Source organism: Evansella halocellulosilytica, assembly GCF_002335745.1.
Taxonomy (GTDB): Bacteria; Bacillota; Bacilli; order Bacillales; family Salisediminibacteriaceae; genus Bacillus_CA; species Bacillus_CA halocellulosilytica.
The window spans coordinates 812784-838747 of record NZ_NIST01000001.1 but is presented as its reverse complement, the minus strand read 5'-3'; the positions used below and the strand labels follow the sequence as shown (position 1 = coordinate 838747).

Genomic DNA, 25964 nt, shown 5'->3' with positions numbered 1-25964 from the left:
ACGGTAATACGTATTTTGGGTTCATATCCTTCTCTCCCATTTCTCTGACAGATTTATAAATAATTATATTTTCATTTAACCCTCTTCCAGGTTCCAAGTACGAATTTCACTATACAGGCAACATATGATAAAAGTATGAAGTTTCTCACTTTAAAAAACTTAGCATGCGTAATTAAGCCAATAAAAAAGGAACAATGCTCCAAACTTAAGCACTGTTCCTTCTATTCTTCTTATTCCACGATCAAAGTTGCTACCATATCATCGTGGCCCTCACCACACGGTATATTACAATAAATCGTGTACTCCCCAGGTTCAAGGGATGCAGTAGCAGACCCGTCACCTTCGATTTCTATATCAGTTCCCTCTACGGCTATTCCATGGTATCCTTCTTCGTTGCTAAGATTTATTGTAACTTCGCCAGCCGATACCACATAAGTGTCCTGATCAAAATCCCAGTTATCCGCTTTCAGATCCACTGTCTCTGATACGGAGTTAGCTTCACTATTACCTGCATTGCCTGTTTGAATATCTGTTGAATTTATATCTTCTTCTCCCCCACAAGCAGCAAGCAGTAATACTAAACCCATGGAAATGATAGTAATAATCCTTTTCTTCATTAATAAAACCTCCATAATAATATTTTTTAAATCATTTGATTAAATGAAAGGCCTGAATAGTTTCTACCACCTTCTTTCCAGCCCCACCTAACCCATATTATAATTACGCCAATAATTGAAATTGTGAAGAATAGAGTTTGTTCAAAAAGTGTTCAAATTTAGTTTTATGAGAAGCATTAAAATCCCATAAACCCGTCAAAAACATTATTTACAAGGAAGGAAGTAATAAGTGTCAGCAGATCGAAATACAGCATTACACCAAAAATAACCATTATAATTCCGCCTGATTTCATGACAACGTTCATATATTTTTTTATCCAATTCAATTTTCCTATGAAAAAGGCCATTAAAAAAAAGGGGATAGAGAATCCTATACTAAAAACTCCCATGTATACCATCCCAGAACCGGGATTACTAAGACTGAGAGAAATTACTGAGGCAAGTATCGGACCAATACAAGGAGTCCACCCCGCTGCAAATGCCAGTCCAATAGCATAAGAACCCAGAAAACCACCTGGCCTTTTTGAAAACTGATACTGACGGGTCTTCATCAAAAATCCTGGTTTAAACCACCCTGCTATAAAAAGTCCAAATAATATAATAAAAATCGCCCCGAGCTGCCTGATAAGATCACTGTACCTTATAAAAAACTGCCCCAAAAAGGACGTAGACATGCCCAGAGCAATAAAAATAGTGGAAAAGCCTAAAATAAAAATAAACGTATGAATCATTGCGCTTGGTGATGCCTTATATTTCTTATTCTTTAGTTCCTCCTGCGACAACCCTGTTATGTAGGAGATGAAAGCAGGATATAAAGGAATGTTACAGGGAGAGACAAAGGACAAAACGCCTGCTCCAAATGCAAAAAATATAGTTAAGTTATCCATTTAATTCTCCTTTAAAACGAATCAGGAACTAACATTTCAAGGGCCTCCAGAACCTGTTCTTCTGTTTTTCCACCTACTGTCCTCTCAATAACTGCTCCATTCTCATTAATCAGCAAAGTATACGGCAGCGCAGTGACACCGTACGCATTACCTACAAGAAGACCTCGGTCTATAGCAGTAGTATATGGTACAGGGCGCCGTTCAAGGAAACGCTCTACCTGAATTGTAGCCTCGTCCACATTCACACCTACTATTTCCACGCCCTTTTCTTTATAGTCCTGATAATGTTCGACTAAATATTCCATCTTATCCCGGCAGAAACTGCAGTAAGTTGCCCAGAACGTTAAGTAAATACCTTTTCCCCGCATTTCTTCCAAATGGACAATATTCCCATTCATATCCTCCAGAATAAAGTCAGGTGCGACATCCCCTTTATCTACAAGACCTCGCTCTTCGGAAATGCTGGAAAATATTGTATAACCAATAACAAGAGCCATTATACTGAGGATGGCTGTTCTGTAAATTAATCTTTTCCTCATATCTTTCCCTCCATGTTTGCTGAAAGGGTTATGTACCCATTTTAAAAGCTATCATTATATTATTTAAGTTTTCTACTCTTTCGTTCGTACTTATTCTCTTCCCTTCCCTGTAAGTTGGACTTTCTCTTTTTTATATTTACTATAAAAACAGCCAATAGAAATAGAGAAATAAATATATAAAGAGTGTATTGATGTTGCAGAGCAATCACTCCTGCCGAAAACAATGAAAGGATAAACACGAATACTGTGTTCCCAATAAAGGTTGCAAAAATGTAATCTCTAGCACTTATTTTGCCTAACCCGCTGCCTATATTAACAATGCTTGCCGGCATAAATGGAAAAAGCCTAAGAAAAAGGACTACCTTAAATCCGTTTTTTTCAACCTTACGTTTAAACTCCAGATGATTGTATTTTTCAGCCCAGTTTTGAAACCCGTACCTTGCCAGATAAAATACCAGAACCGATCCTAAAAAGTTACCTGTTAAACTCCATAGATAGCCATAAGAAAAGCCAAACAACCAAATATTAAACATAGTAAGCAGCAGGAATGGAGTTAAAGAAAAAATATTCTGCATGAGCATAAAAACAAAGGTGATAACTAATATTGTACCTCTCTGATTGCCCATTTCCTCTGCCAAGGAAGCCCAATCTCCGGTTTTAAAGTATCCAATCCATTCTTGCTGTGTTACAAGTCCTAACGCTATAAACAAAATAACTGCTGCCAAAATAAGTAGCTTCAACATTGTTCTCCTTTTCAAACCTTGATTACCCCTCTGAAGTACACTAGATGTTAAAGTCACTTAATTTCATCGTCCTTACGCTTTTCTCTTCCTTCGAGCTTTTTGTTCTCCCTTTTTAAAATGCTGACAAGAACCTGAGCTGCAATGAAGATAAATAACATTAATGTAAAGGTGTAAATGTACCCTCCATCTTCCCAGCTCGGAAGATGTACTATAGATTCTGCAACACTCATAAAACCATCCCTTCGATAGAACCCTTCAGATGAAGTTATAATTTGGTATATGGATAACTTATAAAAAGTTCCATTCGGCCGCTTTATGTGTCTGAGTCGGGGATTTTATAGCCAATTCCCCAGACAGTTTCAATCACGGGCCTGTCATAACCAATGCTCTTTAGTTTTTCCCGTATATTCTTTACATGGGTATCGACTGTTCTATTATCACCTTCGTAGGCAAGACCCCACTCCAGTTCCAGAAGATCTTCCCGGCTAAACACTCTCCCCGGATTGTTCGCAAGCCGGTAAAAGATTTGAAATTCTTTTTTTGTTAGTGGTAGTACCTTGTTCTCATATATCACTCGATAACTATCCGGCTGAAAATGCAGATCCATCACTGTAAACCCTTCCTTCTCTGCAGTATTCCATTTGTTCCTTGATCTGCGAAGCACAGCCTCTACCCTTGCCAATAGCTCCTTTGGCTCAAATGGTTTAACGATATAATCATCTGCACCTAACTTAAGACCCTCCACTACTCTGTCTGAGTCCCCAAGTGCGGTTAATAGTATAACAGGAATATGTTTCTCCAAATTTAATCTTAAAGTTTTCAACAGTTCAAATCCGTCTTTGACCGGCATCATAATATCCAGCATGACTAACTGGTAATCAAACTGCTTTATCTTTTCCAGTGCTTCCTCCCCATTACTGGCTTCATCTATCTGATAATGGCTTGGTCTCAGACATATTGACAGCAGCTTTCTCATTTCCTTCTCATCATCCACAATCAAAATTTGTTCACCCATAGAACCAAACCTCCCGAATGTGTCTATCAGTTCCTTTTATATTATATAGTAAACCAAACAAGTGAATTTTTTATGAAGATTAATTTTTTACAAGCTCACCCGCTCAAAAAGCTAAAAAATTATTCCCTCACTATGCGGTGAGGGAATTTTACCACTTAATTTATTGAAATTCCATTTGGGTACTTTCCTACGTTTATACGCTCTTCTTCTTCAAGTGTCTCGAGGTTAACTACCGAGATAGTTTCCTCAAACATATTTGTTACAAATGCATAGAGGCTGTCTTCGGAAACCACTACTCCATGGGCACCTTTGCCAAGTTGCAGCTCCTTCACCACTTCCATCTCTTCCAAGCTAATAATTGAAATGGTGTCAGATGGGTTTTCTTCACTGCCCTGATTAGCGACAATTACATATTTATTATCGTAAGTGGCATACATTTGTACAGGACCAGTACCTACATCAATTGTCTTCACAAGCTCCTGGCTCGCTGTATCAATAACTGCAAGCTGATCAGCAAGATGTAATCCAGCAAATGCATATTTACCGTCATGGGAAAAACCTGTCTGTACTGCTCCATCTCCTACATGCAACCTCTTTACTTCAGTTTTTTCCTCAAGGTCTATAATACTTATATCGCCACTCTGCATGTTTGCAACATAAACTGAACTCTGATCCGGAGAAACTCGGAGACCATGTGGATAGTTCCCAACCTCTATTATAGTAGCTTCCTCGGTAGCACGGTCTACAATAGTTACAGTGTCTTCACCTGAATTGGAGAAAACTACAGTATTCCCGTCCTCTGTGATTGATACGTGTGCAGGATGGCTCCCTGCAGGATACTCCGCTACCTTTTCCAAAGTGTTAATGTCATAGGCTGTAACGAGTTCACCATTTCCTTCGTCTTCATTTGATCCATAGGCATGATTATTTTCATTATCTTCATTATTTCCATGACTGTGACCGTCTTCGTCGTCATCATCACCATGACCATGAGGTGGGTTGATCGTTACCCATATTAATCCTGTTCCTTTATTAACCTCCACATTATGTGCCTGCCCATCCAGTTCGATCAATTCCTGTCTGCCATCCGGATAATAAATTACCGATAAAGTTTCGTCCTTTTCATTCGCTACAGCAATGATGTATTCTTCTTCGTTACCATTGTTTACGGCTGTTTCTTCTGATTCCTCTTCATCCCCATTTGCCCCATCGCCATTTTCTTCGTTTGCACCATTTACATTTGTTTCATTTGTCTCATTTCCCTCTAGAACTTCATTAGAATTACTCTCCGTCTCCGCTGAATTGGCTTCTCCACTGCATGCCGACAACAAGAGAGCTCCGGCAAGGATACTGGTTAAAAACAAAGTAGATTTTCTTTTCATGATGATAAAGTCCTCCTTAAGTTTTATAAGTTTATATTAAAGGAGCACACATTAACTTAGAGTGAGGTATATCACCATACAAAATTATATTTCTTTCCTGTTCAAACTATTGTCTCTCTTTCTTCACACTTTCTTTATAACTACCTGAGAGGAACCTAATGTATTATATATTTAAAAAAATTGGAGTTTGTATGAAGTTCAGATTTCTTTTTGACAACAAATTATTAACGGAAGATTAAATCTAACTTGGTTGCACCGAATCTTCCTAAATCCTGTTTAACAATTATTTCTAAGTGGAAAACTGTTTATTAGAAACCTAAAAAGGAGGAATAGTATATGCCACATGAAAAGTACCAATCATTAATCGAAACCTTACACGAATGTATGGAAGCGTGCAACCATTGTTATGATGCTTGTTTAAAGGAAGACAATGTGAAGATGCTGGCAGAGTGTATCCGCCTTGACAGAGAATGTGCAGATATTTGCTCCTACTTAGAACAGGCTTTAGGGAGAGGCACACCATTTGCTTCTCAACTGGCTGCGGTATGTGCCGAGATCTGTGAAGCATGTGGAGAAGAATGCAAAAAGCACGACCATCATGAACACTGTCAAAAATGTGCGGAAGCATGCTTTAAGTGCGCAGAAGAATGCCGAAAACTTACTGCATAATGTACTAAAAGACGGCCAGCCTCTTGAGTTGAAGGTTTGGCCGTCTTTTTAAATGCTACTTAATCATTTGTATTACTAAAATGAAAGGGTCACATAAAGCAGAGATGCTTATAGGCGGAATATAATTTAATCTAATTCAATTGTATGAGCAGTTCGTTTAGCTGTCTCTTCGTCAAATAATTTGCTAACAACATGTAAGGCCATTTGAATTCCTGCGGATATACCTGCTGAAGTAATAACTTTTCCTTCATCCACATACTTAACTCCTCTAATAACTTCTACTTCTGGGAAACTTCTCTCTAACAGATTTAAGGCTACCCGATTTGTAGTCGCTTTTTTCCCGTTAAGAATTCCCGCTTGGGCTAAGAAAAATGCTCCAGTACATACAGATGCTACTATCTTATCCTTATAGTTCTCAATCCAAGATATTATTTCTTTATTACTCCCTACTAAATTTAATGCTTTTAATGGACCTCCAGGAACAATGATAATGTCAAATTTCGGTGCATTGAAAAAACTGTAATCAGGCTTTACTTGCAGACCGTTATGTACTGTTATTTGCTTCCCATCTTGAGAAACTGTATTTACCATAAACGGTTTATCCTCTAAATTGCTAGAGAAGAGTTTTTTTACATCGTTATTACTATAAGTAGTTAAGTTAAAAACTTCATAGGGGCCAGCAAAATCTAAAGCATCAACATAATTAAATAGTAGTATACCTACATGGTATTTTTTGAGCATTTTCATAAACTCCTTTTAATATGCAATTCCCACAAATGGGTTCCAAATAATGTTCTGTCATTTACTGTATTATCTACACTATCTTTAGATCTATTTGAAAGCCATCCAATAGGACATGGAATAATACTACTTTAAAGGGGCATATGGCAAGCTATGTCAAGCTTTTTCGTTGATAAATGCATATTTTTTTCCTCAAAGTTAATTTATATTCTGGGCTAACTAATTGATTAAATTAGCCTACTACTAGCTCACCTCTCTTTATTACCTTTTCAACGTGATTCATTCCATAGTTATACGACAACATATAGTAATTTTTCACATCAAAAATAGTGATATCTGCCATCTTCCCTATTTCTAAGCTACCGATTAAATCTGCTCGACCGATAGCATGAGCAGCGTTAATTGTTGTAGCAGTCAATACTTCTTCTGGCGTCATACCCATTTTTAAACAACCTAGATTCATGATGAATTGTAATGACAAGGTTGGAGACGAACCTGGATTGGCATCTGTGGATAAGGCAATAGGAACCCCACTATCAATCATCTTCCTTGCCTTTGCAAACTCTGCCATTAGGAAAAAAGCAGTTCCCGGTAACAAGACACCTATAACATTTTTTTCTGTCATCATTTGGATTCCTTGATCAGATATTTTCAGTAAATGGTCTGCCGATACTGCTCCTACCTCTGCTGCCAACTCCGCTCCTGCATATGGCTCGATTTCATCTGCATGAATTTTTGGTATTAGACCGTATTTTTTTCCCGCTTCCAAGATTCTTCTAGATTGATCTGGTGTGAATACACCGCGTTCACAAAACACATCATTAAAAGTTGCCAATTTATGTTTTGCTACTTCAGGTATCATTTCGTTGATCACAAGATCAATAAATTTCTCTGGGTTATCTTTATCCTCCATCGGTATTGCATGCGCACCCATAAACGTTGAGACGATATCAACAGCGTGACTTTCATTCAGTTGTTTTGCTACTTCTAGTTGTTTTATTTCATCTTCTGTCGTTAATCCATAACCACTTTTTGCTTCGATTGTTGTGACCCCATATTTTATAAAAGTATCTAAGCGTCTTTTTGATTCTTTATATAATTGCTCAAAGTCAGCTTGTTGGGTAGTTCTTGTAGTTGCATGAATTCCGCCTCCAGCATTCATAATTTCCATATAGGTTTTACCTTTTAAACGCATAGCGTATTCGTTCTCTCTAGTACCGGCATAAACTAGATGGGTATGAGGATCAACTAACCCTGGGGTAACGATCTTATTCGTTGCATCAATTTGGTCCGCCTTTGAAATCTCTTCTTTATACTTTGACTGGATCTCTTCATCTGTTCCCACAGCGATAATTTTGTCGTCTTGAGTAAGGACGCTTCCGTTTTCGATAACACCTATATTAGACATGTCTGCTTTTTGTGCTGGTTGATCTGAATGTCCCTTCATCGTAATAATCTGTGAAGCATTTTTGATGTATATCATTTTAGTCATTAATAATTACTCCCTTTTTACTTTCCATTTATCTATATACCATTACCGGGTTTTGAAAAGGGTATAAACTATTTAGTATTTAACATTGGTATATGAACACCTTTTTCCATCGCTGTCTTTTCTGCCAGCTCGTAACCCGCATCTACATGTCTTGCTACTCCCATACCTGGGTCCGTTGTAAGTACACGTTCAATACGTTCCTCAGCATCTTTTGTCCCATCAGCTACGATTACCATACCAGCATGTAGAGAATATCCCATGCCAACTCCTCCACCATGGTGAACACTAACCCAGCTAGCACCACCAACACTATTAATCAACGCATTTAGTATTGGCCAATCCGCTACCGTGTCACTTCCATCTTTCATTGCTTCTGTCTCCCTATTTGGGGAGGCAACAGATCCTGAATCTAAATGATCACGTCCAATAACAATTGGGGCTTTCAATTCTCCACTTGCGACCATTTTATTAATTATTTTTCCGAAACGGGCTCTTTCTCCATATCCAAGCCAGCATATTCTGGAAGGAAGGCCTTGGAATTGAATTTTTTCCTGTGCCATGCGCATCCACTTGCAAAGTGACTCATTATAGCTAAATTCACGCAAGATTACTTCATCTAATTTATAAATGTCTTCTGGGTCACCAGAGAGGGCTACCCAACGGAACGGTCCTTTTCCTTCACAGAATTGTGGGCGAATATAGGCTGGGACAAAGCCAGGAAAGCTAAAAGCATTTTCCACTCCTTCGTCTTTTGCAACTTGGCGAATGTTATTTCCATAATCAAATGTAATGGAACCAGAATCCTGCATTTTTAACATTGCTTTCACATGAACAGCAATACTTTTCCTTGATTTTTTGGTGTATAATATAGGATCACTTTTTCTTAATTCAATAGCTTCTTCAAGTGTCATATTTTCAGGAATATATCCATTTAACGGGTCATGTGCTGATGTTTGATCTGTTAACACATTCGGAATAAAATCTTTTTCAATCATTTCCGGCAATAGTTCTGCTGCATTACCCAGTAACCCAATGGATAGCGCCTTCCCCTGGTCACGTGCTTCCGTTGCTAATTTAATAGATTCTTCCAAACTAGAAGCTTGTGTATCCAAATACTTTGTTTCCAAGCGTCGATTAATTCGATGCTGATCCACTTCAATCGCAATACAGACACCATCATTCAATGTCACAGCTAGTGGTTGAGCCCCTCCCATCCCTCCTAGTCCAGCGGTGAGGGTAATTGTTCCTTTCAAACTACCATTAAAATGTTGCCTCGCACATTCAGCAAATGTTTCATATGTTCCTTGTACAATTCCTTGACTTCCAATATAAATCCAACTACCAGCCGTCATTTGTCCGTACATCATTAATCCCTTCTGATCAAGCTCGTTAAAGTGATCCCAGTTTGCCCAAGCAGGAACTAAGTTTGAGTTTGCAATAAGTACTTTTGGGGCATTCTTATGTGTTCGGAAAACTACAACAGGCTTTCCTGACTGGATTAATAGTGTTTCATCATCTTCTAGTTGTTTTAATTCCCTTACAATCGCTTCATAGCTTTGCCAATTACGTGCCGCCTTACCAATCCCACCATATACAACAAGGTCATCTGGGTTTTCAGCAACTTCTGGGCTTAGGTTGTTATTCAACATTCGTAATGCGGCTTCCTGAATCCATCCCTTAGTATGAAGTTCGGAGCCTCGATATTGTATAACAGGAATACTAGATTTTGTTCCCATCTAATCATCTCCTAGAATAAATTAAAACAATTAAACATTATTTTTTATAACTGCTCATGATCTCTGCAACCAAATGAGCTGCTAATCTTACTGTTTTTTCATCTTCATCAAATAACGGATTTACCTCTGATATATCAAAGCTAAGTACATTTTCTTTCCCTGCAATATATCCAAGTAAGGTTCTTACTGTTTTTGGCTCAATTCCAAAAGGTGATGGGGCACTAACTCCGGGTGCTGCAGACGAAATAATCGAATCCATACATAGTGTTACAATCACACAATCATAGTTTTTAACGAATGTATCAATTGTTTCATATGTTTGTTGGAAATTATCAGGGGCCAGGTTTTTCTCTAATATATAGCTGCAACTCAATTTTTCAGCTGTTTGAAACAATGCTTTTGTGTTACCAAATTCCTGAACTCCTAAACATAAATATCCTGCATTCTTATCCTGCTCTAAAATTTGCCTAAACATCGTTCCCGATGTCGGTATATCATCATTTCTTAAATCGAAATGAGCATCAATATTGATTACCCCTAACGTTTTATCTTCACCAATAAACTGTCTGGCTCCTAAATAATGACCATATAGGGTTTCGTGTCCTCCCCCTAATATAATCGGAGTCTTATTTTTTCGAAAAAGTTTGTTAACTGTTTGACCTAATTCTTTCTGTGCTCTCTCCAAATCTTCATCCAAGCAAGCAACATCGCCTATATCAAAGGTATCAAGATCCTCGAGGAGGTTATAAGGTAATTTCCCTAGTAATTTACGAATTGCAGAGGGTGCCATCTTTGCACCGAGTCGCCCTTTGTTTCGTCGTACCCCTTCATCACAAGTGAAACCAACAATAACATAAGCAGAATTGTACTGTTCTATGTCATCAACGTGCTTACAAATTACACGTTGATGGAAGAGAAAACTTGCTCGATCCGTTTCGCTGTCTACTCGTCCATTCCAAATTTCTTTGTCTGTTATCTTATAAATAGGAAAACACCTCCATTCAAACTAATTTTTAAATTCTGAATATGTTAACTATATTTCTCAACAGCATGAGCAAAAAATAATTAAGTTGGCATTCTTTTACTCAATTTCAAATACATACGAGAAAACAAGTACTCCTTGGCCTTCGAATTTGAATTCCGCCCATAGCTTATAAGTCCCAGGTTTCTCAAAGTGTGCATCAAATACAGTCTCGTTTTTAGACATCGGATGCACATGAATAAATTCTTCTACATCTTCATCAATGATAACTACATGTCCTAATGCACCTAAATAAGGCTGGGGAGCTTCACTCAATTCAAATGTTAAAGTCACAGGGTCCCCGACAGACAACTCAGTGTGTGAAAACACGACTTCTTTTCCTTCTTGAACCTGCTTCATTACACTATCTGAGGTTAACTGAGGTCGGTCGCTGGAACCTTCTCCCACATCTATTTTCATTGGCTCAATTGAATAATCTTTTCCTTGTGGACTGATATCAACAAAGACGTAATATGTTCCTTCTTCAAGGGAAACTTCTGTTTCGAACAAGTCCTTTTCCAGCTGTACAGGATGATAATGGAAGTAATCTTCAAGTTCATCGCTCACTACAATAAGGTGCATTAACTCTTCATGAGTTTCACGCAATTCAGGTGCATGGCCCTCATCATCTTCAAGGTGTACTTGAATCTTTCCTGACTCATAAGTAACATGGACCGTTACTTCCGAGTCACCGCCGCCGTGTGCGTGAGTGTCCCCATGGTCGTGTTCTTCATTATCATTGTGCTCATTATGTTCTCCGTCATTATGGTTTTCTTCATAGTCATTATGACTTTCGTTGTTTTCATGATCATTATGGTCGTTATCATAATGCTCCTCTTCGTGTGCATTGTTATTATCGTGATCCACATGATGCATCTCCCCGCTTGTCAGGGGATTTGCACCGGTTATAGCGCTGTATCCGGCTATTACAAGAATCAAGTAAGCGATTCCGGAAATGACCCATACCCTTATTCCTTTCGTCATACGGATCCCTCCCCTTTTACAAGTTTAACTTTCTGAAGCCTAAGAGCGTTCAATACTACAGAAACAGAGCTGAATGCCATTGCAGCCCCTGCTACCCATGGTGCAAGAAGTCCTATCGCTGCGATTGGTATTGCAGAAGTGTTGTAAATGAAAGCAAAAAACAGATTCTGCTTAATATTCCTCATCGTTTTTCTGCTCATAGTGATAGCATCCGCCACGCTGTTCAAGTCACCGCGCATGAGTGTAATATCCGCTGCTTCAATCGCTACGTCAGTTCCTGTCCCGATAGCCATTCCGATATCGGCTACTGCAAGGGCTGGTGCATCATTGATGCCGTCACCTACCATAGCAACCTTTTTACCCTGTCTCTGAAGTTTAACAATCTCGTCGCTCTTCTGCTCAGGGAGGACTTCCGCGATTACATCAGTAACCCCAACTTGTTTAGCAATTGCCTCCGCAGTCCTTGTATTATCGCCAGTGAGCATTATAACCTCTAAACCAAGATCTTTCATTCTCTCGATTGCAGCTTTGGAAGTATCCTTCACTGTATCGGCAACCGCGATAACCCCTGCAAATTTCCCATCAAAAGCTATCAGCATAGCTGTTTTACCCTGGTTTTCAAGATTTTCCATATATTGATTTGCCTCATCAACAGAGACAGAGAATTTCTTCATCAGTTTTCTGGTACCTGCAAGAACCTCTTTTCCATCTACAGTGGCCCGGATACCATGTCCCGGTATAGCTTCAAAGTCACTTGGTTCAATCAATTGAATACCTTTTTCTTTCACCCCGTTAACAATTGCCTGAGCTAGCGGGTGTTCCGAGTTTTTCTCAGCGGATCCTACAACTTTTAATAATTCCTCTTCTGTAAATGATTTTGAGACAGAAACATCTGTCAACTCAGGCTCACCTTTTGTTACAGTCCCAGTTTTATCTAGAACTACTGTCTGAACAGCCTGAGTATTTTCAAGATGCTCACCGCCTTTAAACAGTACACCTATTTCGGCTGAGCGTCCTGAACCAGCCATAATGGAAGTAGGAGTGGCAAGGCCTAGAGCACAAGGACAGGCAATAACAAGGATAGAAATCATTGGGATTAGTGCGGCCCGCATATCTCCTGGTGCTACAACAAAATACCATGTAAGGAATGTTAATACAGCAAATACCACTACTACCGGAACAAAAATGCTGGATACTTTGTCTACCATTCTTTGAATATCAGCTTTAGACCCTTGTGCTTCTTCAACAATTTTTACGATTTGTGAAAGTGCTGTGTCTTTCCCTACTTTGGTAGCCCGCACTTTCAGTAGACCATTCTTATTTATTGTCGCTCCGATTACACCATCCCCGTCAGCCTTATCAATCGGAATGCTCTCCCCGGTAATCATCGACTCGTCTACTGCTGAGCGGCCTTCCACCACTTCACCATCAACAGGTACTTTTTCACCAGGTTTTACTACTACGATATCTCCCGTTAAAACTTCTTCGATTGGGATAATCATTTCCTTACCGTCACGAATAACAGCGGCCGTTTTCGCCTGGAGTCCAAGTAGCTTCTGAATAGCCTGACTGGTCTTGCTTTTCGCACGTACTTCAAACAATTTTCCAAGTACAATCAGTGTGATGATTATTGCTGCAGCTTCGAAATACAGCTCCGGCATACCTATTGCGCCTGCCTGCATCCATTCCCAACCGAGATATATACTGTAAAAATAAGCGGCACTTGTTCCGAGCGCTACCAGCACATCCATATTGGCGCTTTTATTTTTCAGTGACTTATAGGCGCCTTGGTAAAACTGGGCACCGACTAAAAACTGAACTGGTGTTGCAAGAGCAAGCTGTACCCAAGGATTCATAAACATGTCAGGCATATAAATGAACAACGTAAATTCAAAATGGGCAACCATTGTCCATAGAAGTGGAAGGGTCAATATGGCGGCCAGAAGGAATTTTCCGGTCTGCCTCTCGATCTCCTTCTCCTTATAATCCGTTTTGCTTTCTTCGCTCTCTTTTGGCATTAACTTGAAACCAAGCTTATTAATTGCCTCTTTCATGTCGTTGATTGAAACTGCCGAATCATCATATTGCACGGTGGCCGTTTCCAGGGCAAAGTTTACATTCGCCGTGGAAACTCCCTCCATTTTATTAAGGCGCTTTTCAATCCGATTTGCGCAAGCAGCACAGGTCATTCCGGACACGTTAAATTCTGTTTTCTCAGTAACAACCTTGAAACCGATTTTTTCTATTCTTTGCTCAAAATCAAGGGTATTAGTCAGTGAAGGGTCAAAAATGACTTTTGACCGTTCAAGCGCGAAATTAACATTAGCTTCCTGTACACCATCAATTTTATTTAAAACTTTTTCAATCCGGTTTGCACATGCAGCACAGGTCATACCAGAAATTTTTAAAGTAGCTTCTTTTGTGTTCATTGATTTCTCTCCTTCCTTTTCTGTTGTTTGATTTCCGTTACTATACAATACACCAGTAGGGTATGTAAAGAGCCAAAGAAAATGACTGAATATTGGTACTGTGCCGCAGTCTGGCGGCACAGTATGGACTACTATCTTTTTAATACTTAAACTACGTCATAGCCTTCTTCATCAATTGTTTCTTTGATTTTTTCCAGAGTAACTAGTCCGTTGTTATATTCAACCTCTACAAGGCCTTCATCCAGGTTAACATTTACCCCCGATACTCCATCTAAACCGCCAACACTGCCCTCTACTGCGGAGACACAGTGTCCGCATGACATCCCTTCTACTTTAAGAGTTTCTTTTTTTACTGTTTCATTTGCCATATAAATACCACCTTTTTTAGTTTATTTATTTCATCAACTTAGATACCGTTTTCAAAAACTCATCCACTACTTCTCTGTCGTCTTCTTTAAGTCTTTCAATCACACAAGTTTTCATGTGACTGTCCAAAAGGAGCCGTGAAACAGAATTTAAAGCCGATTGTACTGCTGACATTTGGTTCAGTACATCATCACAATATACATCCCGGTCTATCATGCCTTTAATCCCGCGTACCTGCCCTTCAATTCTGCTCATCCGTTTTATTAATGCCACCTTTACATCTGGAGAGACATGTCCGTGAAAATTATCACTACTGCAACACTTCTTTTCATCTTTTTTAACAAGCAGATCTTTTAATTCGGTCGGTTGCACCAAAGCCTAGCCTCCAATCATATTTTTTCACCTTAAATATTCAACTTAATCCAATTATACTATACCTCACCCCCGTATGTAAATAAACAGATAAAAAAACATTGATACCATAATTTTTTTATCGAGTATAATTTATTTACACATCCCCCCTAAGGGGTTATAATGTACTCAAATACAAGTAAAGGAGATACTGCTGATGACTGACCACCATAAAGAAAGAAAGCAAATTGTAAACCGTTTAGCAAGAATCGAAGGCCATGTGAGATCTGTTAAAGAAATGACCAAGGAAGGACGGGACTGCGGCGACCTTCTTATCCAGCTGGCCGCTGTACGCTCGGCTATCGACAGCTGCGGCAAAATAATTTTATATGATCACCTGGAGAGCTGTGTAGTGAATGCAGTAAAGTCAGGTGATGAACAGCTTATTTTAAAGGAATTAAAAGAAGCAATGGACAAATTCATACGATAATTCAGATGGGAGACGATATATCATGAAAAATACACTTCCCCAGGAACCGACATCGAAAGAACAGTTTAAAGTCATTTTTGCGCTTGCCCTTCCTGCAATTATTGATAACTTTTTTCAGACAGTTATTGGTTTTGTAGATACTTTATTCCTTTCCCAAATCGGTCTTGTGGAAGTTTCCGCCGTCGGGGTTACAAATGCAATCCTGCAGGTTTATTTTGCTGTCTTTATGTCTATCGGAGTTGCAGCCAATATTTATATCGCCAAATATATTGGGGCGAACGACAAGGAAAAAGCAAAACATGTTACTCAGCAGTCAATTATCTTAGCCCTAATTGCCGGAGTAATTTTCGGAATATTAACACTCTTTTTCGCACCGATATTCCTACAGTTAATGGGAGCGGAAGAAGAAGTGATTGCAAGTGGAACTATTTACTTTCAGATTGTTGCCGTCCCTTCAATCTTCATTTCACTCATGTTTGTGCTCGGAAGCATCCTGAGAGGTACAGGTGACACGAAAACACCTATGAAGGTCAGTATATATATAAATATTTTACATATTATACTGGACTACATTTTGATCTTCGGCTTCCTTTTTATACCGGCGATGGGTATCGTTGGTGCTGCACTTGCCACTGTCCTTGTGCGGATAGTTGGTGTTATTATGTTATGGCGTTATATCAGAGCCTCTAAAACTGAAATTGGGTTCTTTACTAGAGATTATTGGAAACCTTCAAAAGCAATGCAGTTCGATCTTTTATCAATGGGCGGCCCTGCAGCTGGTGAACGCCTTGTTATGAGAATCGGCCAGGTCCTTTATTTTGGGTTCATCATTCAGCTCGGAACACATACATTTGCAGCTCACCAGATTGCCGGAAGTATTGAAGTGTTTTCTTATATGATCGGTTATGGTTTTGCTGCTGCGGCCACAACCTTGATGGGCCAGTATATTGGAGCAGGACGGCTCCAGGAAGCCAAGCAGGTAGGAAAACTGATAACTTACCTTGCAGCTGGGATAATGACTGTTCTGGGTGTAGTACTCTTTTTTTCTGCAGAATGGCTCGGTTCCTTCTTCACAAACGATCTGGATGTTATCCGAGAGATTAAGATTGCTCTCCAGATTGATGCTTTTATCCAGCCTGTACTTGGAGTGGTGCTTGTACTTACCGGTGTTTTCCAGGGGGGCGGTAATACAAAGTATCCAATGTACATTACCGCTATCGGCATCTGGGTTATTCGTACCGTCGGAGTTTATCTTCTTGGTATATCTCTAGGATTCGGCATCGCCGGTGTCTGGATTGCAATCGGCCTAGATAATCTTTTCCGGGCTGTCATCCTCTGGAGAAAATTCACCAGGGATGATTGGATTCATGAGAAATTTTTTAAACATACAAGAGGTAAACAGTCAGGAATTTAATATAAAAGTAAGGGACTTTATTTTTTAAAAAAGAGAAGTTAACAATAGAGATTAACTTCTCTTTTTTATGCTTTCTTTTCACTTTATGAAATTGAGACTTCCTTTTCTTCCTTAATATGCTGGTGACAGTGGCAGGAAACAAAATGTTCTCCGTCCACACATTCCAGGTCAGGTTTCACTGTGCGGCATTGATCTTCCTGATGCGGGCATCTTTCAACAAACGGGCAGCCGCTGTGAACCTTAGTCGCATCGACTTCGCCATCGAGAATAATACTTTCTTTATTTTCAATAAAGAAATTCAGGTCGGCCACCACTGAAACAAGTGCCTTTGTGTATGGATGTGAAGGATTACGGATTATTTTCTGCGTAGCCCCTACTTCTACTATTTTTCCCTGGTACATTACGGCAATACGGTCGCACATATAACTTGCGGTTGCAAGGTCATGTGTAATGAACATCATAGTTAGACCCATTTTCTTTTTTAAATTCAGCATAGTATTAAGGATTCCGGCACGGACAGAGACATCAAGCATAGAAGTAGGTTCATCTGCTGCGATAAATAATGGCTGGAGGATAATCGCCCGCGCTATCGCTATCCTCTGCCTTTGTCCTCCGCTCAGCTGATGAGGATACCTGTATATAAAGTCTTCAGCAGGCTTTAAGTCTATCTCCTCTACAGCATGTTTCACCTGCTCAACTTTAGCTTCAAATGACATATTTTTTTCATGGGCATTCAACGGCTCCATGATAATATCCAATATTCTCATTCCTGGATTTAAAGTATCATATGGATCCTGGAATATCATTTGCATCTTTTTTCGCATTTTATTTGTCTGTGATTCATTTAATTTTGAGAGGTTGTCACCATCAAAAATGATGTCACCGCTTGATTCCTTCATTAACCGCATGATCATCCTGGCTGTCGTTGTTTTTCCGCAGCCGCTTTCCCCGATAATACCTAGAATTTCACCTTTTTTTATTTCTAGATTAATATTATTAACCGCATGGACCTCGGTCGTTTTCCTATTGAAAATATTACCTGACTTTTTCGTAAAAGTTTTTCGGAGGTTTTTCACTTGAATTAATGCTTCACTCATACTCCAACCCCCTCTAAGAAACAAGCTGAGAAATGACCTGGCTTTACTTCCTTCAATTCAGGAACCTGCTGTTTGCAAATATCCATAGCGTTTGCGCACCTTGGATGGAACCTACAGCCAGCTGGCGGATTTACTAAGTTAGGCACACTTCCTGGTATCGATATAACGTCCCTATCAGGTTCTGCCAGGTCAGGTGTAGCTTTCAGGAGACCTTGAGCATACGGATGACGTGCGTCTGTGAGAATATCCTTCGTGTCTGCCCATTCAATAATCTTTCCGGCATACATTATCGCAATGCGGTCACAAATTGCAGTAACCATAGGAAGGTCATGGGAAATAAGTATAACTGAGAGATTCAATTCCCTTTGAAGCTTTTTAATTAATGCTATTACCTGAGCCTGGGTAAGAACGTCCAGACCAGTAGTCGACTCATCTGATATAACAAGTTTTGGATTACATGATAGGGCCATTGCAATAGCCACCCGCTGTTTCATCCCGCCGCTGAATTCATGGGGATAATGCCTCCATCGTTCCCCATCAATTCCAACCAGTTCCAGCAGCTCTTTCGTTCTTCTGACAGCCTCTTTCCTTGAAACGTTTTCGTGAAGAAGTATAGATTCTATTATTTGCTCTCCGACAGTATAAATAGGATTAAGAGCGTTCATAGCACTTTGAGGAATTACTGAAATCTCTTTCCACCTTAGTTTCTCAAGTTCTCTGTCTGTAGCCTGAATTAAGTCCTTGCCATCCAACAGAGCTTTTCCACCTACTACCTTTCCGGGGTATTCTATTAATCTTAAAATAGATTGAGCTACTGTAGTTTTACCGCATCCTGATTCACCGATAAGACCCAGCATTTCTCCCTGCTTAACTGAAAAGCTGACTCCTTCAACTGCTTTAGCTACACCTTTATCAGTTGTAAAATGTGTTGAGAGATCCTCAACTGTCAATATATCTTCCATGATTACCTCCCTTTCTTGAGCCTTGGATTCAATATTTCTTCAAGTGAGTATCCTGTAAAGGCAAACCCAAGCACTAAAGTGGTTATGAGCATTCCCGGCGGCAATATCCACCATACCCACGCATCAGTCAGGAAAGCACCTCTGGCCTGGGCATAATAAAGCACTGTTCCCCAGCTTTTACTGAACGGATCACCTAATCCAAGAAAGCTAAGAGATGCTTCAATTAAGATAGAATGACTCGCCGCCAGAACAAATTGTGATAATGCGATTGGTACCACGCCCGGGAGAATATGGCGGAACAAAATCGTATTAATGTTTGTGCCAATAGATCTGGCAGCTTCGACAAATCCTTTTGTTTTAATAGTCAGTACTTGTGAACGTATAACCCTAGCCGGGCTTGCCCATGTCAAAATACTTATTACAAGTATTATGTTCCAGAAACTCGGCCCGATAAAAGCTGCCAGTAAAATCATTAATGGCAGGAAAGGAATAACTAACACAAGGTCAACAAGCCTCATTAGAAAAGCATCCACTTTTCCTCCATAGTATCCAGCAACAATACCAACCAGACACCCAACTCCAATTGATATGAAAGCTGCAATAACACCGATTAGCAGTGAAATTCTGGTCCCAAATACTAATTCACTATATATATCCTGCCCTACATCATTAGTTCCGAGAAGATGCTGTCCACTCGGTTTCATGAATGGCTGGCCGACACGCTCACCTGGGTCGTAAGGAGCAAGCACTGGTGCAGCTACAGCAATTATGATAAATAAAATTAAGATACCTACCCCAATAAGACCGAGATTACTTGAACTGAATACACTCCAATAATGTTTTAGTTTTTGTTTATCCATTTTTGCTTCCCACCTTTGGATCAAGGAACGAATACATAATGTCCGCTAAGAAGTTCGCTATGATTACACTGAAAGTTATTATTAAAAAAGTTGCCTGGATTAACGGATAATCTCTGCTTAGAACCGATTCGAACATCAGCCTGCCTACACCAGGATATGCAAAAACTGTTTCGATAATCGTTGCTCCGCCTAGCATAAATCCAAGACTTAACATAAACACAGTTGCAACAGGAAGAAGTGCGTTCCTTAGCGCATGCTTATGCTTAATAACCTTCTCTTTAACCCCTTTAGCTTTCGCCATCATAATGTAATCTTCACCGAGCACATTAAGCATCGAATACCGCATTACCATAAATGTATTGGTCACTGAAATTAATACAAGAGTTACTAGCGGAAGGACTAAATGACGCGCAATATCTAACACTCTGTCAAAACCTGTATAGTTCGACCAACCGCTTTCAGCCCCGAAAACTGGCAGCCACCCAAGCTGTGCGGCAAAAATAGATACAAGTATCATCCCTACCCAGAAAGACGGCATCGCACTAAGGAACATAAATCCTGTAAGAAGATTTACATCTGTTCTTGTTCCTCTTCTCCACGCTGCCCTTGCTCCGAATAATACACCTATGATAGTGGAAATCACAAGGCTGAGGCCTGTGAGTAGCAATGTCCATGGAATTCTTTCCATTAGAAGTTCAGTTATTGGCATTCTCTGTTGGTATGAATAGCCGAGGTCTCCTGTGAGAATGCTTTTTAAATACATCCAATATTGTTGGAGTAATGGATCGTTTAATCCGTGTTTATCTAATATTGCCTCCCGCTCAGCGGTGGACATAAAGCCCACATCTTCCCCCGCGAGGAAAACGAGAGGGTTTCCAGGCATCAACCTGGGAAGTAAAAAATTCAAAGTCAAAATAATAAATATTACCAGTCCGTATTGAAATGTTTTTCCAGCTAAGTATTTACCCAATGGTCACACCTCCTGCAGTTATCATTAACTCCGCTCGGCATTATGCCGGAGAATGTCTAAGTATAAGAAATAAAATTCCCGCAAAAGTTTAGGCAATTATCCTTTTCTTTTACGGGAATATTCTATAAAAGAACTACTAAGCCTGGTCTGCTCTTCCTGATTTTTTCTTAATGAAGATTGCACCCGCTGCAATTCCCGCTATTACTAATAATAGAATAATCATGCTTCCTGCATTTCCGCCAGATCCAGTGTTCTCTGAGCGTGTCAGGTCAGCTGCAGCTGCTGTGCCTTCGTCTGTACTTGAATCTGCTCCAGCATCAGCGTCCATATCTGCATCATTCCCATCTGAAGCTTCTTCAGCCGGTGTGGCACCATCGTCCATTGAGACAAATGATAGTTTGTTAATAATACCTTTACCTAACTGGAATTTATATCCATCATACACTTCAGCATTGTATGCATTGACTATTTCCTGGTAGTAAAGAGGTACAAGCGGAGTATCCTCAGCTACAAATGCCTGCATTTCTTGGATAATACGCAGTCTCTCATCCTCGTCCACTGTTTCTCTTAAAGTATTAGCCAGCTGGTCGAATTCATCACTTGCATAGCCGCCGATATTAACAGAACCAAGAGATGGATCAGAATAGAAAAGGTCAATCATTCTGTCAGGGAAAAGCTGCATCGTGTTTGACCAGCTCCACACTCCCAAATCATATTCCCTGCCTTTGCTTACATCGAAGTCAGGCCACATTAATGAATCAACTGTTGTCATATCCATTGCTCTTACATCTACATTCAGTCCAATATTATTAAGTGCTTCAACAATCATTTCCGCAGTTCTGATTCGGATTGGATTATCAGAATAAACAAGCGTAGTAAGTTTAATTTCATTGCCGTCCTGATCTTCCCTGTATCCATCACCTGTTACATCTGTAAATCCTGCCTCTTCAAGCAGCTGTTCTGCTTTATCTGGATCGAAGTTATGAGCAAGATCTTCATTAAAGAACGGCGATGAAGGGTGAATGAACCCAGGGCTTCCTGTCTCAGCGTAGCCAAGAAGGATTGTATCCACTAAATCTTCTGTGTTAACCGCATGTGATATGGCCTGTCTGAATGGCTTTTCTGTCATTGGATATTTTTCAGCATTTATTTGGAAAAGAGCTGTACTATATCCTGGACCTCTTTCAACCGTAATTGCCGGATTATTTTCGAATTGCTCTACAAGCTCCGGGGAGATACTGGCAGAAATCACATCGATTTCTCCTGCCCCGAGTGCTGTAAATAGAGCTGTAGTATCTTCAATAATCGGGAAAATGATTTCTTTAATCATTGGAGATCCTCTGTAATAATCTTCATTAGCGACCATAGTATAGTACTGGCTTGAACGATAATCCTGGAGAACATATGGACCGCTTCCAATAGAATTGTTTTCATCATCAGGGTTGTCAATATCCTTCCAGATATGCTCCGGCAGGATTGGCAAATCAGCTAATGGCTGGACCATGAAATTCGCTTCCGCCTGAGTCAGCTCAAAAGTGAATTCTGTATCTGAATGCACTTCGATATTTTCTATACTGGAAAGCGGATTAGTAAATCTGGATTTTGGATATTCCCGAAAGTACTCTACAGTGAATTTAACATCGTCAGCTGTTAAGGTTTCGCCGTCATGCCAGGTAACACCCTCATGCAGTTTGAAATTATATACAAGTCCATCTTCACTAACATCATAATCCTCAACTAGCCATGGAACCGGCAGATTTTCCGAGTCAAGCTGGAAAAGGTTATCATACAGTAAATTAATCATGTCAAGACCAGGGTAACCTGTTACATAGGTGTAGGGATTGAGCGTGCTTTCATCAGTAGTGATACCTACTCTTAGCCTTTCAACTTCGGCCTCCCCTTCGGCAAGTACCGGTTGTATTATGGAAAATAAAAGCAGAAATGCCAACACACTTACCAGAGATCGTTTTTTCATTCTCCTTCCCCCTTTTACTGAATTTTCTGATAATTTTGATTTTATTGTTCCTATTGAATTAACGTTTTTAAATGGAAGTTACCTTCTCTTCTGAATGCTTCTGCGAGGGCAAAGTGTCCGTGTGTGGCAAGACCATGGTATACGTGAACCGCCTGGTCAAGAGCTTTATGTACTGCACGCCCTTTTTCATAGTTGGATTGAAGGTTTGAGAAACCAGGTACTAATACTTCCGCTGCAGCCGGGTCAAGGGCTCGGTCAAAATGACTGCCGCTGAATTCCATCTGGCTTTCAAGCACGTCCATTGCTTTATCTTTCTTTTCCCAAACGGAGGAAACATCTACAACGGTATTCGGATGATGTGGAGTCATGTAGTAAATTGTAGGAATTGGGTGAGGCTCAAGTCCAGGCATCTCATCTAATCCGAAGTCCCTGCTTGCTAGTGCTAACGCTTCAAGAATTAATATCATTGCCGGCCTTCTGTCGGGATCTAAATCGTGGTAAGAATGCTCAGGATCCTGAGTAATGACGATATCAGGCTTTATTTCCCTTATTACTTTCACAAGCTTCAGTTTTGATTCTATACTCGTATCTACATGTCCCGATTCAAAATTTGTGAAAGTCATCTCTACACCGAGTACTTCTGCAGCCTTTTTCACTTGCGGCTGACTTTTCTCCCGGCACAACATCATGGATGCGAATGATTTGCCGCCATTTTCCACATTTTGTGCAAGAGCCCCGCCGCACTCCACTACCTCCATACCGTATACTCCTAATAATAAAACGCGTTTACCTTCACTCATCATAAATCCTCCTTTAGTTTATCGAACAACTTTTACTATACCCCCCTATTGTATCGGTGGGCTTGTTAAATAACATCATAAAACAAAATTAAGAGCTTGTAAATGGAATTATAAAAATTTTGTTAATTTTTTTAAAACAAAGATATTTATTTTTATGCATTTAGATTAAATTTTTTTCCTTCCCATTCAATGATGACGCTTTCTCTGGTGAGATATTATGCATATTTTTCAGCCAGGACTGTAATGACTCAATATCATGGGAAAACACTCTGTCCTTTACAATTGGAGGTACTACCTCTCTCCCCTGATTATAAAACTCACTTGTAACTGGGCCCATTTTTTCGATACCCCGGTATTTCACAGCTTCCATAGCGCATATGAATTCAATTGCAAGTACTCTTCGGCAGTTTGCGATAATCTGCTGACAATGACGGGAAGCGATTGTTCCCATACTTACATGATCCTCCTGGTTTGCGGAAGATGGAATTGAATCGACACTCGCCGGATGTGCCAGTGTTTTGTTTTCCGAAACAAGTGAAGCAGCACAATACTGCAAAATCATCGCTCCTGACTGAAGTCCTGGCTCCGGACTGAGGAATGGTGGCAAATCATTCAGCTGGGGGTTTACCATCCGCTCTATCCTTCTTTCAGAAATATTGGCCAACTCTGCCATAGCTACTTTTAAAAAGTCCATTGCAAAAGCAATTGGCTGTCCGTGGAAATTTCCACCGGAAAGGATTTTCTTTCCATCATCAAAAATCAGGGGATTGTCTGTTGCAGCATTAATTTCCACCTCCAGTTTTTCTTTGACATACCCAAGTACCTGCCAGGATGCACCATGAACCTGAGGAATACATCTTATTGAGTAAGCATCCTGCACCCTGATTTCACCCTGACGTGTAATTAGACAACTGCCGGCAAGGTGTTGACGAATTCTTTCAGCCACCTCCTCCTGTTCTTTGTAGCCTCTTGCTTTATGGATATCTTCGTCAAAGGCATCAATCACCCCTTGAAGACCTTCCAACGTAACCGACGAAATGAGATCAGCTTGGTATGCAAGCTTTTCCGCTTCAATGTAATTTATCACCCCCATCGAAGTCATTGCCTGTGTACCATTAATAAGCGCCAGCCCCTCTTTTGCTTCTAGCTTTACAGGATTTATTTCCTCCATTGCAAAAATTATCTCTGTTGAATGCTTTCCCCCGTTATAGTAAACCTCTCCCTCTCCGACCATAGCTAGTGCAATATGCGAAAGAGGAGCCAGGTCACCACTCGCACCAAGGGAACCCTGTTGTGGAACAATAGGATGGATCTGTTTATTTAACATTAGCAACAAGAATTCAATTGTCTCCTTTTTTGCTCCGGAAAACCCTTTTAACAATGCGTTTGCCCTTAGCAGAACCATCCCTCTACTGACTTCTTCAGGAAAAGGTTCTCCAGTTCCGCAGGCATGACTCCGTATCAAGTTCAATTGGAGTTCTTCCACATTCTCTTTGTCTATAAAAACCTCGCTGAACTTACCGAATCCGGTAGTAATGCCGTAGATTGTTTCTTCATTTTCCACGATATTCTCAACTGCCTGCCTGCTGGCTTCCACTCTGTTCCAGCTGTCTTTAGAAGCAGTTACTTCTTCTCCTTTAAGAACTACTCTTTTAAATTCCTCGATTGTGAGTGTATTACCGGTTAAAATTACCATGATGATCTCCCCTTAGCCCTCTAACGTTTTATGTGCTTATATTTTAGTGCTTGGATTTATTTACCTCTTCTAGGAATACAAAAAGAGGCTGCCAGAAATAAACCACCTTTTTTGGTAGTGTTTCCTAACAGCCTCCTAATAACTAGTATACTTTAGGCGTTAGTTTCAAATATGATTAATACCTAAACCGATTGCTTCATGCTCTTTTCCCTTTATAGGAGCTCCGATTGTTCCATAAAAAGCCACAGCTATCCATTCACCTTCATTTTCATTTGTATAAGGATTGCCCCGGACAACTGCAAAGTTTAGGCCAACTGATCTTAGAACTGTCCCTAATTGGAACTGGCCTCTTGTAATTCCGTTCAGCCCCTCCATCGTTGCATGGTATAATGCATGGGTTTCACGGTAAATATCGCATCTGATAATATCATTTTTCTTTGCAGCAGTTTCAATTGCTGCAACTACTTTGTTAATTTCCATAGAACCTGCTTTTCCCTGGCAAAAAATTAAATTATCCTCATTCAGCTTTTTGATATAATCTCCATCAGGGGACCTCTCCCCTGTGAGAGCTAAATGCATTGCTGTTCTTCCAATTCTCTTATCCGGTATAAAAAACATAATTTTATGTTCCTTTTTTATTTTTTTCTGAATTAACTGATAACTTATATACATTATAGGGGTATGGGGTAATCATGTCAACCATTAAAATAATTTGTTAGTTGATTAGT

26 protein-coding genes are annotated in these 25964 nt (G+C 39.9%); 3 read left to right on the top strand and 23 right to left on the bottom strand.

Annotation, left to right across the window (positions count from 1 at the left end):
- Positions 1 to 230: 230 nt before the first annotated feature.
- From CD001_RS03880 to CD001_RS03855, 7 genes are all read right to left on the bottom strand, one after another.
- Positions 231 to 617: a cupredoxin domain-containing protein gene (locus tag CD001_RS03880; RefSeq protein ID WP_078593145.1), complete on the bottom strand. Its 387-nt coding sequence runs from the start codon at positions 615 to 617 to the stop codon at positions 231 to 233.
- A 176-nt stretch (positions 618 to 793) separates the two neighbouring features.
- The gene (locus CD001_RS03875) at positions 794 to 1504 is read right to left on the bottom strand and encodes a cytochrome c biogenesis CcdA family protein (protein ID WP_096186278.1); all 711 of its coding nucleotides are present in this window, start codon (positions 1502 to 1504) and stop codon (positions 794 to 796) included.
- Between the two features lie 11 nt (positions 1505 to 1515).
- Positions 1516 to 2043 carry a thiol-disulfide oxidoreductase ResA gene (gene resA / locus CD001_RS03870; protein ID WP_078593147.1) on the bottom strand — a complete coding sequence of 176 codons (528 nt, stop codon included), beginning with the start codon at positions 2041 to 2043 and terminating at the stop codon, positions 1516 to 1518.
- 59 nt (positions 2044 to 2102) lie between these two features.
- The gene (locus tag CD001_RS03865; RefSeq protein ID WP_096186277.1) at positions 2103 to 2786 is read right to left on the bottom strand and encodes a TVP38/TMEM64 family protein; all 684 of its coding nucleotides are present in this window, start codon (positions 2784 to 2786) and stop codon (positions 2103 to 2105) included.
- 53 nt (positions 2787 to 2839) lie between these two features.
- Entirely contained in the window at positions 2840 to 3016 is a 177-nt protein-coding gene (locus CD001_RS26240) for a hypothetical protein (RefSeq protein WP_179298593.1), read from the bottom strand.
- An 83-nt stretch (positions 3017 to 3099) separates the two neighbouring features.
- Positions 3100 to 3801 (bottom strand): response regulator transcription factor, encoded by a 702-nt coding sequence (locus CD001_RS03860; RefSeq protein ID WP_096186276.1) that lies wholly within the window; start codon positions 3799 to 3801, stop codon positions 3100 to 3102.
- A 155-nt stretch (positions 3802 to 3956) separates the two neighbouring features.
- Positions 3957 to 5183 carry a YVTN family beta-propeller repeat protein gene (locus CD001_RS03855; RefSeq protein ID WP_096186275.1) on the bottom strand — a complete coding sequence of 409 codons (1227 nt, stop codon included), beginning with the start codon at positions 5181 to 5183 and terminating at the stop codon, positions 3957 to 3959.
- Between the two features lie 336 nt (positions 5184 to 5519).
- Between CD001_RS03855 and CD001_RS03850 the strand changes: the two genes are divergently transcribed.
- Positions 5520 to 5852, top strand: a complete 333-nt coding sequence (locus tag CD001_RS03850; RefSeq protein ID WP_096186274.1) for a four-helix bundle copper-binding protein — start codon at positions 5520 to 5522, stop codon at positions 5850 to 5852.
- Between the two features lie 126 nt (positions 5853 to 5978).
- Here CD001_RS03850 and CD001_RS03845 read toward each other — a convergent pair whose 3' ends face one another.
- From CD001_RS03845 to CD001_RS03810, 8 genes are all read right to left on the bottom strand, one after another.
- Positions 5979 to 6593, bottom strand: a complete 615-nt coding sequence (locus tag CD001_RS03845; RefSeq protein WP_096186273.1) for a DJ-1/PfpI family protein — start codon at positions 6591 to 6593, stop codon at positions 5979 to 5981.
- A gap of 232 nt (positions 6594 to 6825) precedes the next feature.
- Positions 6826 to 8085: an imidazolonepropionase gene (hutI, locus tag CD001_RS03840; RefSeq protein ID WP_096186272.1), complete on the bottom strand. Its 1260-nt coding sequence runs from the start codon at positions 8083 to 8085 to the stop codon at positions 6826 to 6828.
- 68 nt (positions 8086 to 8153) lie between these two features.
- Positions 8154 to 9821: a urocanate hydratase gene (gene hutU / locus CD001_RS03835; protein WP_096186271.1), complete on the bottom strand. Its 1668-nt coding sequence runs from the start codon at positions 9819 to 9821 to the stop codon at positions 8154 to 8156.
- Positions 9822 to 9858: 37 nt separating this feature from the next.
- Positions 9859 to 10782: a formimidoylglutamase gene (gene hutG / locus CD001_RS03830; protein ID WP_306454107.1), complete on the bottom strand. Its 924-nt coding sequence runs from the start codon at positions 10780 to 10782 to the stop codon at positions 9859 to 9861.
- 120 nt (positions 10783 to 10902) lie between these two features.
- On the bottom strand, positions 10903 to 11826 hold the full coding sequence (locus tag CD001_RS03825) for a hypothetical protein (RefSeq protein ID WP_096186269.1): 924 nt from the start codon (positions 11824 to 11826) through the stop codon (positions 10903 to 10905).
- On the bottom strand, positions 11823 to 14255 hold the full coding sequence (locus CD001_RS03820) for a heavy metal translocating P-type ATPase (protein ID WP_096186268.1): 2433 nt from the start codon (positions 14253 to 14255) through the stop codon (positions 11823 to 11825). The genes CD001_RS03825 and CD001_RS03820 overlap by 4 nt, the downstream gene beginning before the upstream one ends.
- Positions 14256 to 14401: 146 nt before the next feature.
- A complete protein-coding gene (copZ, locus tag CD001_RS03815) occupies positions 14402 to 14623 on the bottom strand; it encodes a copper chaperone CopZ (protein ID WP_096186267.1) in 222 nt (73 codons plus the stop codon).
- 25 nt (positions 14624 to 14648) lie between these two features.
- A complete protein-coding gene (locus CD001_RS03810; RefSeq protein WP_407081091.1) occupies positions 14649 to 14993 on the bottom strand; it encodes a metal-sensitive transcriptional regulator in 345 nt (114 codons plus the stop codon).
- Positions 14994 to 15189: 196 nt separating this feature from the next.
- On the opposite strand from CD001_RS03810, the gene CD001_RS03805 reads away from it, so the two are divergent.
- Together CD001_RS03805 and CD001_RS03800 are read left to right on the top strand one after the other, a co-directional pair.
- Positions 15190 to 15462 carry a metal-sensing transcriptional repressor gene (locus CD001_RS03805; protein WP_096186266.1) on the top strand — a complete coding sequence of 91 codons (273 nt, stop codon included), beginning with the start codon at positions 15190 to 15192 and terminating at the stop codon, positions 15460 to 15462.
- Positions 15463 to 15484: 22 nt separating this feature from the next.
- Positions 15485 to 16876, top strand: a complete 1392-nt coding sequence (locus tag CD001_RS03800) for an MATE family efflux transporter (RefSeq protein WP_096186265.1) — start codon at positions 15485 to 15487, stop codon at positions 16874 to 16876.
- A gap of 83 nt (positions 16877 to 16959) precedes the next feature.
- Here the strand turns inward: CD001_RS03800 and CD001_RS03795 are convergent, their stop codons facing one another.
- From CD001_RS03795 to hutP, 8 genes are all read right to left on the bottom strand, one after another.
- Positions 16960 to 17973, bottom strand: a complete 1014-nt coding sequence (locus CD001_RS03795; RefSeq protein ID WP_096186264.1) for an ABC transporter ATP-binding protein — start codon at positions 17971 to 17973, stop codon at positions 16960 to 16962.
- Positions 17970 to 18935 (bottom strand): ABC transporter ATP-binding protein, encoded by a 966-nt coding sequence (locus tag CD001_RS03790; RefSeq protein ID WP_179298592.1) that lies wholly within the window; start codon positions 18933 to 18935, stop codon positions 17970 to 17972. Before CD001_RS03790 ends, CD001_RS03795 begins: the two co-directional genes overlap by 4 nt.
- A gap of 2 nt (positions 18936 to 18937) precedes the next feature.
- Positions 18938 to 19795, bottom strand: a complete 858-nt coding sequence (locus CD001_RS03785; protein WP_096186262.1) for an ABC transporter permease — start codon at positions 19793 to 19795, stop codon at positions 18938 to 18940.
- Positions 19788 to 20765, bottom strand: a complete 978-nt coding sequence (locus CD001_RS03780; RefSeq protein ID WP_096186261.1) for an ABC transporter permease — start codon at positions 20763 to 20765, stop codon at positions 19788 to 19790. Before CD001_RS03780 ends, CD001_RS03785 begins: the two co-directional genes overlap by 8 nt.
- Positions 20766 to 20901: 136 nt before the next feature.
- The gene (locus CD001_RS03775; RefSeq protein WP_096186260.1) at positions 20902 to 22740 is read right to left on the bottom strand and encodes an ABC transporter substrate-binding protein; all 1839 of its coding nucleotides are present in this window, start codon (positions 22738 to 22740) and stop codon (positions 20902 to 20904) included.
- 50 nt (positions 22741 to 22790) lie between these two features.
- The gene (locus CD001_RS03770; protein ID WP_096186259.1) at positions 22791 to 23540 is read right to left on the bottom strand and encodes a PIG-L deacetylase family protein; all 750 of its coding nucleotides are present in this window, start codon (positions 23538 to 23540) and stop codon (positions 22791 to 22793) included.
- A gap of 160 nt (positions 23541 to 23700) precedes the next feature.
- The gene (hutH, locus tag CD001_RS03765; RefSeq protein WP_096186258.1) at positions 23701 to 25236 is read right to left on the bottom strand and encodes a histidine ammonia-lyase; all 1536 of its coding nucleotides are present in this window, start codon (positions 25234 to 25236) and stop codon (positions 23701 to 23703) included.
- 165 nt (positions 25237 to 25401) lie between these two features.
- On the bottom strand, positions 25402 to 25854 hold the full coding sequence (gene hutP / locus CD001_RS03760; RefSeq protein ID WP_096186257.1) for a hut operon transcriptional regulator HutP: 453 nt from the start codon (positions 25852 to 25854) through the stop codon (positions 25402 to 25404).
- Positions 25855 to 25964: the final 110 nt, after the last annotated feature.

Excerpts from the sequence above, each read along its gene's own strand:
- CD001_RS03860 (WP_096186276.1), bottom strand. The coding sequence starts at position 3,801 with ATGGGTGAACAAATTTTGATTGTGGATGATGAGAAGGAAATGAGAAAG.
- resA (WP_078593147.1), bottom strand. The coding sequence starts at position 2,043 with ATGAGGAAAAGATTAATTTACAGAACAGCCATCCTCAGTATAATGGCT.
- hutU (WP_096186271.1), bottom strand. The coding sequence starts at position 9,821 with ATGGGAACAAAATCTAGTATTCCTGTTATACAATATCGAGGCTCCGAA.
- CD001_RS03845 (WP_096186273.1), bottom strand. The coding sequence starts at position 6,593 with ATGCTCAAAAAATACCATGTAGGTATACTACTATTTAATTATGTTGAT.
- CD001_RS03850 (WP_096186274.1), top strand. The coding sequence starts at position 5,520 with ATGCCACATGAAAAGTACCAATCATTAATCGAAACCTTACACGAATGT.
- hutI (WP_096186272.1), bottom strand. The coding sequence starts at position 8,085 with ATGACTAAAATGATATACATCAAAAATGCTTCACAGATTATTACGATG.
- CD001_RS03795 (WP_096186264.1), bottom strand. The coding sequence starts at position 17,973 with ATGAGTGAAGCATTAATTCAAGTGAAAAACCTCCGAAAAACTTTTACG.
- CD001_RS03820 (WP_096186268.1), bottom strand. The coding sequence starts at position 14,255 with ATGAACACAAAAGAAGCTACTTTAAAAATTTCTGGTATGACCTGTGCT.
- CD001_RS03785 (WP_096186262.1), bottom strand. The coding sequence starts at position 19,795 with ATGGATAAACAAAAACTAAAACATTATTGGAGTGTATTCAGTTCAAGT.
- CD001_RS03825 (WP_096186269.1), bottom strand. The coding sequence starts at position 11,826 with ATGACGAAAGGAATAAGGGTATGGGTCATTTCCGGAATCGCTTACTTG.
- CD001_RS03775 (WP_096186260.1), bottom strand. The coding sequence starts at position 22,740 with ATGAAAAAACGATCTCTGGTAAGTGTGTTGGCATTTCTGCTTTTATTT.
- CD001_RS03790 (WP_179298592.1), bottom strand. The coding sequence starts at position 18,935 with ATGGAAGATATATTGACAGTTGAGGATCTCTCAACACATTTTACAACT.
- CD001_RS03805 (WP_096186266.1), top strand. The coding sequence starts at position 15,190 with ATGACTGACCACCATAAAGAAAGAAAGCAAATTGTAAACCGTTTAGCA.
- hutH (WP_096186258.1), bottom strand. The coding sequence starts at position 25,236 with ATGGTAATTTTAACCGGTAATACACTCACAATCGAGGAATTTAAAAGA.
- CD001_RS03865 (WP_096186277.1), bottom strand. The coding sequence starts at position 2,786 with ATGTTGAAGCTACTTATTTTGGCAGCAGTTATTTTGTTTATAGCGTTA.
- CD001_RS03880 (WP_078593145.1), bottom strand. The coding sequence starts at position 617 with ATGAAGAAAAGGATTATTACTATCATTTCCATGGGTTTAGTATTACTG.
- CD001_RS03875 (WP_096186278.1), bottom strand. The coding sequence starts at position 1,504 with ATGGATAACTTAACTATATTTTTTGCATTTGGAGCAGGCGTTTTGTCC.
- CD001_RS26240 (WP_179298593.1), bottom strand. The coding sequence starts at position 3,016 with ATGAGTGTTGCAGAATCTATAGTACATCTTCCGAGCTGGGAAGATGGA.
- CD001_RS03770 (WP_096186259.1), bottom strand. The coding sequence starts at position 23,540 with ATGAGTGAAGGTAAACGCGTTTTATTATTAGGAGTATACGGTATGGAG.
- CD001_RS03855 (WP_096186275.1), bottom strand. The coding sequence starts at position 5,183 with ATGAAAAGAAAATCTACTTTGTTTTTAACCAGTATCCTTGCCGGAGCT.
- hutP (WP_096186257.1), bottom strand. The coding sequence starts at position 25,854 with ATGTTTTTTATACCGGATAAGAGAATTGGAAGAACAGCAATGCATTTA.
- CD001_RS03800 (WP_096186265.1), top strand. The coding sequence starts at position 15,485 with ATGAAAAATACACTTCCCCAGGAACCGACATCGAAAGAACAGTTTAAA.
- copZ (WP_096186267.1), bottom strand. The coding sequence starts at position 14,623 with ATGGCAAATGAAACAGTAAAAAAAGAAACTCTTAAAGTAGAAGGGATG.